Consider the following 13,323-nt stretch of genomic DNA (forward strand, 5'->3'; position numbering starts at 1 on the left):
ACCACCGAGCAGACCGAGCCCACGACGACCACAGGGCAACCCGAAACCAGGACGACCACCGAGCAAGCCGGGCCCGCGACAGCGACCGAGCAGACCGAGCCCACGGCGACCACGGGTCAACCCGAGACCGGGACGACCACCGAGCAGGGGGTGCGCGCGTGACCACGCTGCTCGTCATCGCGAAAGAGCCCCGGCCGGGCCGGGTGAAGACCCGGCTGACCCCGCCGTTCACGCCGCACGAGGCGGCCGCGCTGGCGGAGGCGTCCCTGGCGGACACCCTGGACACGGTGGTACGGACGCCCGCCCGACGCCGGGTCCTGGTCCTGGAGGGCGAGCCCGGCCCCTGGCTGCCCTCCGGTTTCCACGTCGTACGGCAGTGCGCGGGCGGCCTCGACGAACGGCTGGCCGCCGCCTTCGCGGGCTGCGCCGGCCCGGCCCTCCTCATCGGCATGGACACCCCCCAGGTCACGCCGGAACTGCTCCAGGTGGACTTCGCGGACTGCGACGCGTACTTCGGGCCCGCCGAGGACGGCGGCTTCTGGGCGCTGGGCCTGGCCGCACCGGATCCCGCGCTGCTGCGGGGCGTGCCGATGTCGACCGCGCACACGGGCGCCGCCCAGCGTGCCCGGCTCGCGGGGCTACGGGTGCGGGACCTGCCGCGCCTGAGGGACGTGGACACGGCGGACGACGCGGAGGCGGTCGCCCGGTCCGCGCCCGGCGGCCGGTTCGCCGCGGCGCTGGCCCGGCTCAGCCCGGCCGGGGCCCGGTGAGCACGGTACGGATCGGACGGCAGCGGACGCGCCTCGCCGACGGGAGCGCCTCCGTTCCCGACGGGGAGCCCTGGTCGGCCGACCCCTACGCGGACGCCCTGCGCTCCGGCCGCGGTCCCCTTTTCCTGCGCCGCTCCGACGGCTGGCTGCTCCCGCTGGACGTGGAGCGCTGGTGCGCGGACGCCGACGCGGCCGACCTGGAGGTGCTGCGGCGCTGCGAGGGCGCGGTGCTCGACGTCGGTTGCGGGCCGGGCCGTCTGGTGGCGGCCCTGGGCACACGGGGACGCCGGGTGCTCGGCATCGACGTGAGCGAGGCGGCCGTGGCACGGACCGAGGAGCTGGGCGGGCCCGCGCTGCGCCGCTCGGTCTTCGAGCCGCTGCCCGGCGAGGGGCGTTGGGGCACCGCCCTGCTGATCGACGGCAATGTGGGCATCGGCGGGGACCCGCGCACCCTCCTCACCCGGATGTCCCAACTCCTCTGCGAGGGCGGGCTGCTGGTCGCCGAGACGGTTCCCGGGCTAGACCTCGACGAACGTGTCCTGGTCCATGTCACCGACGCGCGCGGGGGGACCGGCAGCCCGTTCCCCTGGGCGCGGCTCGGCACGCCGGCCCTGCTGCGGCTCGCGCGCCGCGCGGGCTGGCGTGCCGTCGATCAGTGGGCGGTCGGCGGGCGTTCCTTCGTCGCCCTGCGCAGCCGCAGCACGAACAGGATGGCGGAACCGCCGAACAGTGCGGCCGTCAGCAGCAGCCAGCGGGTCAGGAAGCGGTCCGCGGGCAGACCGGTGGCCGAGGCGTAACGCCCGGCGACCTGCCCGCTGATCAACGGGAACCACACGAGCAGGAGCAGCAGGGAGAGCGCGGCCGGCACCCGGACGTACACGACCCGGTCCTGGTGCCGGCCCGCCCCCCTCACCAGGGCGCGGTCGAGCGCGGCGTACAGCGGCAGCAGCACCAGGTCGTGGAGGAACGCCGCCCCCACGAACCAGAGCGCGACCCCGAACCAGTCCTCGGCGAACAGTCGGATGCCGGCGTAGGCGGCGACAGCGAACGAGCAGGCCGGCAAAAGGAGTTGGAGCGGGCTTCCCAGCGGGAGGAGCCTGGACGGCATCACAGTTCTCCGAACGTCATCCGGGCCACCCACTTGGTGTTGAGCACGCCGGGCGCGGCGGGCACGATGACCCTCGCCGGGTGGCCGTGGTCGGGGGTCAGGTCCGCGCCGTTGACGTACAGGGCGAGCAGCGAGCGCGGGTCGGCGACCTGGTTGGCGCGCAGGGCGGCCCGCCGGAACGCGCCGTGGCGTTGCAGCGACTCGACGAGGACGTCGGGCGGATCGTCGTACCCGACGAGGGCGGCGAGGTCACGCAGCCGCACCCCGCGCCACTCCTGGTCGGAGGTCGACCAGCCCTCGACACAGGCGATGGGCAACGACGAGCTGTACAGGGGAAGCCGGAGGAGGTCCGAGCGGCTGAGCCGGACGGTTCCGGTGCGGCCGGCGAGGACCAGGCGCCATGCCTCCTCGCTCGTCTCCGCCGCGTGGACACCCGCGTAGGCGGCTGTCTTGTTGATCTGGAACCCGCCGGGTCCGGTGCCGGGTTCGGCACCGCCGTGGGGTGCGAGGAGGGCGGTCCCGCGCAGCGGCCCGTCGAAGCTCTGGCCGGCCGTGGTGGCGAGGAGCAGGAGCGAACCGCCGCCGACCAGGCCGAGGGCGCCGCGGCGGGAGACGGTGGGCCTGGCGGGGTTCGGGGAGATCAACTCGTCGTGCTCAGCGCGCAGTTGACGTACGTTGCGTACAGCCGCCGGGGTCTTCAGTGCGGCGTGCGCGAGGAACGCGCCGAAGAACACCCAGGCGCCGTAGAAGTGCAGGGGGTAGAAGGAGCCGGGGAAGACGTAGTCCAGCTGGACGTTCAGCACACCGGTCACGAACTCGAACAAGGCGCCGCCGACCAGGAGCAGCAGCGAGACCCGCTCCAGCGCGTGGGCGAGCGAGCGAGCGGGCGGCAGCGTGAACAGCTTCGGTACGACCGACCACAGTTTGGCCAGCAGGACCGGGATCAGCGTGATCCCCAGGGTGACGTGGACGCCCTGGGTGAGCCGGTACAGCCAGTGCGGATCGGTCGGCCAGGAGAAGAGGTAGAAGCCGAGGAGTCCCTTGTCCGGGGTCTTGTCGTTCACCGGCGACAGACCCGGGTTGTAGGCGGCGTACGACAGCAGCCCGGTCAGGAACAGCACGGTGATCCCGCCGAGCAGGACGAACCCGAGCACCGAAGTGAGCCAGGAGCCGCGCAACGGGCTGCGCCAGAACGACGGCGAGAAGGGAGTACGCGGCAAGGGGCGCGAACGCGCCGGGAAGGGAGGGCGTGCCATGCCCCGACCGTAGGCCCGCGCCACCCCCCCAGCGGGCCCGCGAACCATGACGAAACTCTGACGTCCGCGCCGGTCAGCCGTCCGGAGGACCCCCGGCGACCTAGCGTTCCGGCGTGAACCGCCATCTGAGACATGACCTGTACGCGGCCCTCGCCGCCGCACTGCTCGTCGTGACCGCCGTCCTGGCCGGCAGCGCGATCCAGCACCGCGACGGCACCCTCCGTGTCGGCTGGCCGCCCCTGCTGGCGCTCTGGGATCCCCATCTCGGCCCCGGCACCCCGGCCGCGGTCGCCGTCGCGGTCGCGGTGGTGACGTACGGGCCCGCCCTGGCCGCCCGGCTGCCCTGGCGCGCGCTGCTGCTCACCACGTGGGCGGCCGGTACGGCCTGGACGTGGTCCCTCGCCCTGGTCGACGGCTGGCACCGGGGCGTCGCCGCACGGCTGACGACCCGGAACGAGTACCTCCAGGTCATCGACCGCTTCCACGACATCCCGGCCACGCTGGCGGACTTCACCCACCACATCCTGATCGACACGCCCGGCAACTGGCCCGCCCACGTCGCCGGCCACCCCCCGGCGGCCACCGTCACCTTCGTCCTCCTCGACCGGGCCGGTCTGGGCGGCGGGGGCTGGGCCGGCACCTGGTGCATCACCGTCGGCACGACCGCGGCCCTGGCGGTCCTGGTGACCGTGCGGACCCTCACCGACGAGTCACTGGCCCGCCGCGCCGCCCCTTTCCTCGTGCTGGCCCCCGCGGCCGTGTGGGTGGGCACCTCCGCCGACGGTTACTTCGCGGCGGTCGCGGCCTGGGCGGTCGCCTTGCTCGCCCTGGCGGTGACGGGACACCGGCCCGCCTGGACGGGCCTCGCCTCGGGCCTCCTGTTCGGTCTGACGGTCTACCTCTCGTACGGTCTGGCGCTCTTCGCCGTCATCGCCGGAGCCGTCCTCCTCCTGGGCCACCACCGCGTCCGGCCCCTGCCCTTCCTGCTGGCCGGATTCCTGGTCGTGCCGGTGGCGTTCACCGCCGCCGGCTTCGACTGGTGGGAGGCGTACCGGCTGCTGGTCCGCCGCTACTACCAGGGGGCGGGCGGGGTCCGGCCGTACGACTACTGGGTGTGGGCGAACCTGGCCTGCACCGCGCTGATCGTGGGCCCGGCGACGGTGGCGGGCCTCAGGCGCACGACGACGACACTGCTCACCAGCAGACGTCTGAACCGCCCCGGCGTCCGCCTCTGCGACATCCGACTGGCCGTACTCGTCCTCGCCGCTCTCCTCGCCCTCCTCGCCGCCGACCTGTCCGGCATGAGCAAAGCGGAGACGGAACGCATCTGGCTCCCGTTCGCGACGTGGCTGCTGCCGGCGGGCGCGTGGCTGACGGGGGCGCGGGGGTGGCTGGCGGCGCAGGGGGTACTGGCGCTGCTGATCAACCATCTGTTGATGACGTGGTGGTGACGAGCCGTCAGCCACGGGCCTCGGGCAGGGGTGACGGGCCGTCAGCACCGGCCTCAGGCAGGAGTTGACGGCCGTCAGCACCGGCCTCAGGCAGGAGTTGACGGCCGTCAGCACCGGCCTCAGGCAGCGAGCGAGGCCGGGGCCGGGGCCGGGAAGGAGGACCGCGACCGGGGCCGGACCCCGGCCGCCCTCCCCGTGCGGCTCAGCCGGCGGTGCGGCGGATGCGGCCCGTGTACTTCTTCTCCAGCTCCAGGTTGCCCTCGAAACCGCCGGGGACGTTGGCCGAGACGTACACCGGGGGATGTTCCCCCGCGGCGAGGAGTCGGGCGGAGGCCTCGGCGACCGCCATCTGGACCAGCATCACGCCGGTGAGCGTGGACAGGGCGCACACCGCGCCGCCGCCGGGGAGTTCGAGGAGGGCGTCGCCGCGCGGGGCCGCGTTGTCGAGGACGACATCGGCGAGGTCGGCGAGTTTCTTGCCGCTCGGGTGGCCGGCGGGGACGGCCCTGGTGTGGGCGAGGGAGGTGACGGCCAGCAGACGGTGGCCCTGTTCCTTGACCCGCAGCGCCATCTCGACGATCACGTTGTTGACGCCGGAGTTGGAGATGACGACGAAGAGGTCCTGGGGGTGCGGGACGGCGAGGTCGTAGAGCCGCGCGGCCACACCCGGCCGGCGTTCGAGGAGCGGGTCGTCGAGGACGCTCGGGTCGTCGCCGCCGTACAGCACGAGGTCGGCGATGCTCAGCCGGTTGGTGGGCACCAGGCCGCCCGCCCGGCCCGCGAGTTCGAGGACGATCGCCTGGGAGTGGCCGGTGCCGAAGGCCTGGATGACGCCGTCCGCGCGGACACAGTCGGCGATCAGTTCGGCGGCGCCGGCCACATCCTCGCGCGCCGACTCGGTGAGGTGCTGGAGGACGGCCAGGCTCTCGTGCGCGAACCCCTTGGCGCTGACGGACTCGACGGACACGCGACACTCCCCACTCACTACTGATGGATTGAACCACCCTATACGTCTCGAGTAATGAATCATTAAATCGCCGGCGGTCCTGGTATTCAATTCGTCCCATGAATGGTGGCTGATACATTCTTCACATGCCCCCGACGGACGTCACCACCCTGATCCGCACCGAGCTGCCCCGGCTGGCGGGCTCGCTGCGGAAGGTCGGCGAGCTGATCCTGGAGGATCCGGCCGCCGTGACCCACTGTTCGGCCGCCGAGCTGGGCCGTCGCACCGGCACCTCCCAGGCGACGGTGACCCGCTTCTGCCGCGCCATCGGCCTCGACTCCTACCAGCACCTGCTGATCGAGCTGGCCCAGGAGCGCGGCCGCGGCGAGGTCACCGACTGGGGCACCGCCGAGATCGGCTCGGACATCTCGCCGGACGACAGTCTCGAACGGGTCGTGCAGGTCGTCGGCACCGCGGACCTGCGGGCCATCCAGCAGACCATCGAACGGATCGATCTCGACGCCACCGAGCGCGCGGCCCAGGCACTGGCCCGCGCCCGGCGCATCGACGTCTACGGGGTCGGCGGCAGCGGCGCCGTGACACAGGAGACGGAGACGCGACTGTTCCGCATCGGCTGCTCGGTCCGCGCCTGGACCGAGGTGCACGCGGCGGCCACCTCCGCGGCCCTGCTCACCCCGGCGGACGTGGCCATCGGCATCTCCCACTCCGGGGCGACCCGGGAGACCCTCGAACCGTTCGAGATGGCCAAGGAGCGCGGCGCCACCACCATCGCCCTCACCACGGACCCGCGCTCGGCGCTCGCCCGGGTCGCCGACATCCGGCTCATCCCGTCCTCCGCGGAGACCAGCTTCCGCTCCGAGAGCATCAGCAGCCGGCACTCCGTCCTGATGCTCGTCGACTGCCTGTACGTCCGGGTCGCCCAGCTCACGTACCAGCGCGCGAGCGCCTCGCTGGCGCTGACCGACCACATCACCCCGCAGCACGCGGCGAAGAGCCGGCGCGGACGCTGAGCGTGGGCCGCCGCTGACACTGAGCGTGGGCCGGCGCGGGCGCTGGGCATGGGCCGGCGCGGACGCTGGGACCAAGAACCACCCGCGGACACTGAGCCGCGCCGAAGTTGTGTGGATGAGCCACCGGAAAAACGCGAAGATGGTTGTTTGAATCATCCTTCCGGTGCCACGATGGTGCTCCGCCGAGCATCCTCGTAGGAGTCTCATGCGCGTGTCCTCTGTCGAGTCGACCGAGCTCTTCGTCGGAACCACCGAGCAGCCGCGCCAGGTAGTGGCCGTCGTGCTGAGCCACACCCCCGGCCGGACCGTCCGGCTCACCGTCGAGGGCCCCGGCGTGCACGGCACCCTGCAGGCCACGGTGGCCGAGGACGGCGTCCTGCTCGCCGAGGTGCCGGTGACCGCCGATGTGGCCGTCGGCGAGCACCGTGAGATCACGGTCACCGCCGCCGATGGGGACCAACTCGCGTCCTACACCGGCGAGTTCATCGCCGCCGAGCCCGGCTGGACCATGTTCATGGTCAGCCACTTCCACTACGACCCCGTCTGGTGGAACACCCAGGCCGCCTACACGGAGACCTGGGACGTCGTCGACGACCCGGCCACGAGCGGGCTGCCCGCCCGCACCTTCGACTACCGCGGCCAGTCCGGGATGAGCCTGGTGCGGGCCCACTGCGATCTGGCCCGGCGCGACGCGGCGTACCGCTTCGTGCTCGCGGAGGTCGACTACCTCAAGCCGTACTGGGACGCCTTCCCGGAGGAGCGGGCCTTCCTGCGCGAGCTGATCCGCACGGGGCGCGTCGAGATCATGGGCGGCACCTACAACGAGCCGAACACCAACCTCACCGGCGCCGAGGCGACCGTACGCAACGCCCTGTACGGCGACGGGTTCCAGCGCGGGATCATGGGGGCGTCCCCGGAGACCGCCTGGCAGTTGGACGCCTTCGGGCACGATCCACAGTTCCCGGGGCTGATGGCGGACGCGGGGGTCACCTCCAGTTCGTGGGCGCGCGGGCCGTTCCACCAGTGGGGGCCGACGCTGTCCGTGTTCGGGGACGAGCCGCGCGACCCCGGACGGATGCAGTTCCCGGCCGAGTTCGAGTGGATCGCCCCCTCGGGACGCGGACTGCTGACCGCCTACATGGTCAACCACTACGCCGCCGGCTGGGCGATCGACAGCGCGCCCGCCCTGCCCGAGGCGGAGGCCGCCGCGCTCAAGCTGTTCAAGGGGCTCAAGAAGGTCGCGCTCACCCGGAACGTGCTGCTGCCGGTCGGCGGGGACTACGCGCCTCCGTGCCGCTGGGTGATGGACATCCACCACGACTGGAACGCCCGGTACGTGTGGCCGCGGTTCGTCAGCGCGGTCCCCCGGGACTTCTTCGCCGCCGTCCGCGAGCAGCTCGACGAGGAGGGCCGCAGGGCCTCGCCGCAGACCCGGGACATGAACCCGGTCTACACCGGCAAGGACGTCTCCTACATCGACACCAAGCAGGCCCAGCGGTACGGCGAGACCCTGCTCGCCGACGCGGAGGCCTGGGCGACGCTCGCCTCACTGGTCACCGGTCGTCCCTATCCCGACGCGGCCCTCGACAAGGCCTGGCGGCAGTTGGTCTACGGTGCCCACCACGACGCCGTCACCGGCTCCGAGTCCGACCAGGTCTACATCGACCTGATGACCGGCTGGCGGGAGCTGTACGACCTCGCCGAGACCGTGCACGCCGACGCCACCGACGCCCTCGCCGACCGGGTCGCCCCGGGCAGCGGGCCCGACCTGATCGTCTTCAACTCCGTGACCTGGCAACGGCGGGACGTGCTCACGGTCGACGACCCGGGACTGGTCCCCGTGGACGACTCTCTCCGGCCGCTGCCCGCCGTCCGCGAGGACGACGGTCGCCTCCGCGTCGTCGTACCGGCGGTCCCGGGCATGGGCCTCAAGGCGTTCCCGCTCACGGCCGGTTCCGTACCGGAGTGGGCGCCGGGCGAGGGGACGACCATCCGCAACGAGTTCTACGAGGTGACCGTCGACCCCGGACGCGGCGGCGCCGTCAGCGGCCTGCGCGCCCTCGCCGAAGGGGACGGCGGCCGGGAACTGCTCCGCCCCGGCGACATCGGCAACGAACTCGTCGTCCAGGAGGAGTACCCCCGGCACCCGCGCTTCGGCGAGGGCCCCTGGCACCTCACGCCGACCGGCACGACCGCCGCCCGCAGCCGGGACGTGACAGCCGAGGTCGAGGTCGAGCACTCCCCCGCCGGATCGCGGATCACCGTCCGCGCCGACCTCGGGCTCTTCCGGTACACCCAGCGGCTGACCCTGTGGACAGGCGTCGACCGCCTCGACGTCACCACCACCCTCGACGGCTACGACGGCGCCGACCGGCTCATCCGGGTCCGCTGGCCGTCCGACGTGCGGGGCGGGCTGCCGGTGCACGAGGTGGCGGACGCCGTCATCGGGCGCGGGTTCGGGTTCGTGGAGGTGGACAGCGAGCGCTTCCCGTGGACGCTGGACAACCCGGCCAACACCTGGTTCGGGCTGGGGTCCACCGCACGGATCGCGGTCCACGACGACTCCGGCGCGTTCCTCGGGCACCGTGCCATCGGGGTCGCGGAGCTGGTGTACGCCGACTGGGAGGCCGCCGCCGAGCTGGGCACCCCGCTCGCGGCGGCCCTGGTCCGCGCCGGGGTCACCGCGACCTCGACCATCGCGGGCGGCCCCCGCTACGGCGACCTGGACGTCGACTCCAACCTGCCCGACATCCGGATCGCCGTCGGTGGCCCCGAGCGCAACCCGGTGGCTCGGGAGGCCCTCGGCTGGGACCCGGCCGCCGGACGGGAACTGCGACGGCAGCTGGCCGAGCGGGGGGTGGCGGCCGTGTGGGTCGCGCCGCGGGCCTCGCTGCGGGAGGAATGGGTGCCGGGAGCCGATCTGCGTGACCTGGAGCGGCTGCCGCTGCTGGTGGTCGCGGGCGCCGACGCCGAGGACGACGCGAAGGCGGTCGACGCGCTGATCGCCGACCTGGACGACTTCACCGTCGCGGCCACCGCGGCGGGCGGCGGCGAGGCGCTGCCGCCGGGCGACGCCTGGGACGGGCGCGGCTTCGCCGTCCTCAACCGGGGCACGCCCGGCTGTGTGGTCACCGCCTCCGGCGACCTGTACATGTCGCTGATGCGCTCCTGCACCGGCTGGCCGTCCGGCATCTGGACCGACCCGCCCCGCCGCACGGCCCCCGACGGCTCCGCGTTCCAGCTCCAACGCTGGTCCCACACCTTCGCGTACGCGGTCGTGGCGGGCGAGGGCGACTGGCGGGAGCTCGGACTCCCGGCGCGGGGACACGAGTTCAACCATCCGCTGACCGCCCGGCTGCGGGACGCGGACGCAGTCGCGCGGTTGCCGAGGAGTGTTTCCCTGCTCACGCTGGAGCCCGCCCGCGAGGTCCTCCTCGACGCCCTCAAGCCGGCCGGCTCCCCGCTCGCGCGGGGCAGCGTGGCCCCCGCCGAGCCGGGGCGCGGAGTGGTCGTACGGATGCACGAGGTGAACGGACGGCCGGTGCGGGCGCGCGTCCAGGGACCGTCGGCATGGACCGACGGCGCCCGGACGGACGTACTGGAGCGCCCGCGCCCCGGGGAACGGCTGACACCGGACGAGGCGGGGATGCCGGACGGAGCGGGCGTGGTGAATGGAGCGGGCGTGCTGGACGTCGGCCTGACCGGCTTCGAGGTGGCGACCGTCGTGGCCACGCCGTCGGGAGACCCCGAACCGTCGCCGGGCCCCTACGCCACCGCCCACGAACCCGGAGTCGCCGCCCCGGCTCCCGATCGCGCCACCCCGCCCCCCGATCGCGCCACCCCGGCCCCCGGTGTCGCCGCCCACGAGCCCGCGCAGCCCGTCCACACCCGCTACTGGCTGCACAACTCCGGGCCCGCGCCGCGCGGCAACATGCCCGTGTCCGTGTACCTTTCGCCCGCCGCGCTGACCGTCTCCGGTCCCGTCACCGCGACCGTGCGGGTCGGCTCGGAGCTGACCGACGCGTCCGCGCGGGGCACGGTGGCCTTCGAGGTGCCGTCCGGCTGGTCCGCCGAGCCCGCCGAACTGCCGTACACGCTGGGCCCGGGCGGGTTCACCCTGGCCGAGGTCACGGTGACCCCGGCGCCGGGCGCGGAGCCCGGCCGGCACTGGCTGGCGGCCCGACTGGCGTACGACGGGCAGACGTACGAGGACGTCGTGGCGCTGGACGTGCCCGACGGGCACACCGGGCCGACGCTGGTCTGCCGGCTGGGAGTCGAGCGGGTCGCCGTACGGCGGGGCGAGCGGGTCCGGGTTCCGGTGAGCCTGCGGAACACCACCCGGGGGCCGGTGAGCGGGCAGTTGTGGGCCGTGTCGGCCTGGGGCACCTGGGCGGGGGTCGGACCGGGCTGCCAGGGGTTCACGGTGGCCGGCGGGCAGGAGCTGGAGTGCGGGATCGAGGTGGACGGTTCGGCGGTGCCACCGGGGACGTACTGGCTGATGGGGAAGGCCGCCTGGCACGGATCCGTCGCCTGCACGGAGGCGGTCGTCCTGGAGGTGACGCCTTGAACGCCGCTACGGAGCACGCCGCGACGGTGGACGGCCAGGTGGTCGGGAAAGACCGGGTGGACGCTTTCCTGAGGGCCGTTCCGGCCCGCGACCGGGAGCCCCGTCCCGAAGCCCTGGCCCGTCCCGAAGCCCTGGCCCGCGCCGAACGGCAGCGGCGGCGCTGGGCGACCCAGGTCGTGGTCACCGACGAACTCGCCCGCCGGGCCTGTGCGCAGCGGGGGTTGCAGCCGCCGGACGAGGTGTCGCCGAGCCGGGTGCTCGCCGTGGCCGAGGCCGACGTCGCCGACCTGGGCAGCATCGTCGCGGCGGCGCTCGCCCACTCCCCGGCGGCCCGGATGCTGCTGTCCGAGCTGGAGGCCGAGCAGATCGTCCGCGAGGCGGCCGTACGGGACTACTACGACCGCAACCGGGACCGCTTCCTCACCCGGGCGGCGCTGCGACACGGCGTCGATCCCTTCCGCGCGGCGTCGGACGCGGACTTCCTGCCGTACGAGGACGTCCGCGAGGCGGTCGCGCGGGAGCTCCGGCGGACGGCGGGGCGGCGGGCCTTCTTCGACTGGTTGGACCGGGCCCGCGCCGAAGTGGTCTACGCGCACGGGCACGAGCACCCGGGCGATCCCTCGCATCCGGACCACGAGCACCGCCACTGAGCCGTCCTGATCCGCGAGTTGAGAGCGGGCGGAACCGAAAAGCAACACGGCAACCCATTGACCTCCGATGAATTCTGGTCCACCTTTTCATCAGTCGGAGTCGAAGTTGGTTATTTGAACCAAAGGCATCCTGGCTTACCGGTCGCTGGAGGGCACACGCATGCGCGCAAGAAGACTGACCCGGACCCTGACCTGTTTCGCGGTACTGTCCCTGACCGCCGCGGGCTGCGGCCTCTCCGGCGGTTCCGGCGGCGACGGCGCCACCGCCGGCGGCTGCGAGGTCGACCAGGACAACGTGGGGTCCGGGAAGCTCTCCGGCGAGGTCACGGGCGACATCACCTTCCAGACCACGAACCTGAAGAAGGACTTCGGCGACTACTTCAACGGCGTCATCTCGGCCTTCGAGAAGGCGCACGCCGACGCCAAGGTCAAGTGGATCGACGACCCCGGCGACGCCACCTTCACCCAGCGCCTGGTCGCGGACGCGCAGGGCTGCACGCTGCCGGACGTGGTCAACATCAACGTCAACACGGCGATCGCGCTCACCAGGAACGGCTACCTGCTCGACCTGGACAAGAAGGCCCCGGACGCGGGCAAACCGTTCGTCCCCGCGCTGTGGAAGTCGAGCATGTACGCGGACGCCGCCGGAGCCAAGGTGCACAGCGTGCTGCCCTGGTACTCCGGTGGCATCGTGCAGACCTTCAACAACGATCTGCTGAAGAAGGCGGGCCTGGACCCGGCCGAACCTCCGACCACCGTCCTCGGCCTGTTCGACGACGCCCAGAAGGTGGCCAAGGCCTCGGGCGGAAAGTACTACGCCTTCCTCGCCAACCCGCAACTGCGCATCCCGGCCGACTGGCAGCAGATGGGCATCAGGGTCTTCTCCGCCGACGGCAAGAAGTTCACCTTCGCCGACGACCCGAAGACCGTGCGGTGGGTCGAGGCCATGGCGAAGCTCTACCAGGCCGGGGGAATGCCCCGGGACTCCCTCTCCTCCACCCAGGACCCGGCCAACGTCTACGGCCAGGGCAAGCTGGTCTACGGCCCCACCAACCCCAACTTCCTGCGCTTCATCCAGCAGAACAACCCGACCGTCTACAAGAAGACCGGCGTGGCCCGCTTCATGCTGGACACCCTCGGCCACACCGTCGGGGCCCCGCAGTACGTCGGCGTCGCCTCCACCAGCAAGCACGCGGCGACCGCGCTGTCCTTCGCACGGTTCCTCACCGACGCCGAGAACCAGCTGACGTGGGCCAAGGACCCGAACGTGGTCATCTTCCCGTCCACCACGGCCTCCCTGAACGACCCGTTCTTCCAGTCGGTCAAGGGCGGCGACCCCTTCGCCCAGGCCCGCAAGATCGTGGCCAGTGACCGCACGACCGCCACGGCCGACGAGGTCACCCTCACCCCGGGCGAGCTGAACGCCGTCTCGGCCCAGATCCAGTTGGCCATGCAGGGCAAGAAGAGCGCCGAGGACGCCCTCAAGGAGGCGCAGTCCAAGGCCAACGAGCTGATCAAGCAGGCCGGCTGATGGCTCAGCACAC

General features: G+C 72.8%; 9 protein-coding genes. 7 read left to right on the forward strand and 2 right to left on the reverse strand.

All coding sequences use genetic code 11. The annotated features are described in order from the left end of the window. Nucleotides 1-158: 158 nt before the first annotated feature. Both M2271_RS16965 and M2271_RS16970 read left to right on the forward strand, forming a co-directional pair. Entirely contained in the window at nt 159-770 is a 612-nt protein-coding gene (locus M2271_RS16965) for a DUF2064 domain-containing protein (protein WP_280888063.1), read from the forward strand. Between the two features lie 11 nt (nt 771-781). After that, nucleotides 782-1,567 carry a class I SAM-dependent methyltransferase gene (locus tag M2271_RS16970; RefSeq protein ID WP_280888115.1) on the forward strand — a complete coding sequence of 262 codons (786 nt, stop codon included), beginning with the start codon at nt 782-784 and terminating at the stop codon, nt 1,565-1,567. Between the two features lie 310 nt (nt 1,568-1,877). Here the strand turns inward: M2271_RS16970 and M2271_RS16975 are convergent, their stop codons facing one another. Then, on the reverse strand, nt 1,878-3,134 hold the full coding sequence (locus M2271_RS16975; RefSeq protein WP_280888064.1) for a molybdopterin-dependent oxidoreductase: 1,257 nt from the start codon (nt 3,132-3,134) through the stop codon (nt 1,878-1,880). A 113-nt stretch (nt 3,135-3,247) separates the two neighbouring features. Between M2271_RS16975 and M2271_RS16980 the strand changes: the two genes are divergently transcribed. After that, nucleotides 3,248-4,585 carry a hypothetical protein gene (locus M2271_RS16980; protein WP_280888065.1) on the forward strand — a complete coding sequence of 446 codons (1,338 nt, stop codon included), beginning with the start codon at nt 3,248-3,250 and terminating at the stop codon, nt 4,583-4,585. A 202-nt stretch (nt 4,586-4,787) separates the two neighbouring features. On the opposite strand, the gene M2271_RS16985 is transcribed toward M2271_RS16980, so the two are convergent. After that, nucleotides 4,788-5,552 (reverse strand): SIS domain-containing protein, encoded by a 765-nt coding sequence (locus M2271_RS16985; protein WP_280888066.1) that lies wholly within the window; start codon nt 5,550-5,552, stop codon nt 4,788-4,790. 125 nt (nt 5,553-5,677) lie between these two features. On the opposite strand from M2271_RS16985, the gene M2271_RS16990 reads away from it, so the two are divergent. From M2271_RS16990 to M2271_RS17005, 4 genes are all read left to right on the forward strand, one after another. After that, complete coding sequence (locus M2271_RS16990) at nt 5,678-6,562, forward strand: MurR/RpiR family transcriptional regulator (protein ID WP_280888067.1); 885 nt, start codon at nt 5,678-5,680, stop codon at nt 6,560-6,562. 205 nt (nt 6,563-6,767) lie between these two features. Beyond that, nucleotides 6,768-11,129: an NEW3 domain-containing protein gene (locus tag M2271_RS16995; protein ID WP_280888068.1), complete on the forward strand. Its 4,362-nt coding sequence runs from the start codon at nt 6,768-6,770 to the stop codon at nt 11,127-11,129. After that, on the forward strand, nt 11,126-11,779 hold the full coding sequence (locus tag M2271_RS17000) for a peptidyl-prolyl cis-trans isomerase (RefSeq protein ID WP_280888069.1): 654 nt from the start codon (nt 11,126-11,128) through the stop codon (nt 11,777-11,779). Before M2271_RS16995 ends, M2271_RS17000 begins: the two co-directional genes overlap by 4 nt. A 160-nt stretch (nt 11,780-11,939) precedes the next feature. Further along, the gene (locus tag M2271_RS17005) at nt 11,940-13,310 is read left to right on the forward strand and encodes an extracellular solute-binding protein (protein WP_280888070.1); all 1,371 of its coding nucleotides are present in this window, start codon (nt 11,940-11,942) and stop codon (nt 13,308-13,310) included. Nucleotides 13,311-13,323 lie beyond the last annotated feature (13 nt).

The organism is Streptomyces sp. LBL, assembly GCF_029893585.1.
Lineage (GTDB): Bacteria > Actinomycetota > Actinomycetes > Streptomycetales > Streptomycetaceae > Streptomyces.

Excerpts from the sequence above, each read along its gene's own strand:
- M2271_RS17005 (WP_280888070.1), top strand. The coding sequence starts at position 11,940 with ATGCGCGCAAGAAGACTGACCCGGACCCTGACCTGTTTCGCGGTACTG.
- M2271_RS16975 (WP_280888064.1), bottom strand. The coding sequence starts at position 3,134 with ATGGCACGCCCTCCCTTCCCGGCGCGTTCGCGCCCCTTGCCGCGTACT.
- M2271_RS16990 (WP_280888067.1), top strand. The coding sequence starts at position 5,678 with ATGCCCCCGACGGACGTCACCACCCTGATCCGCACCGAGCTGCCCCGG.
- M2271_RS16995 (WP_280888068.1), top strand. The coding sequence starts at position 6,768 with ATGCGCGTGTCCTCTGTCGAGTCGACCGAGCTCTTCGTCGGAACCACC.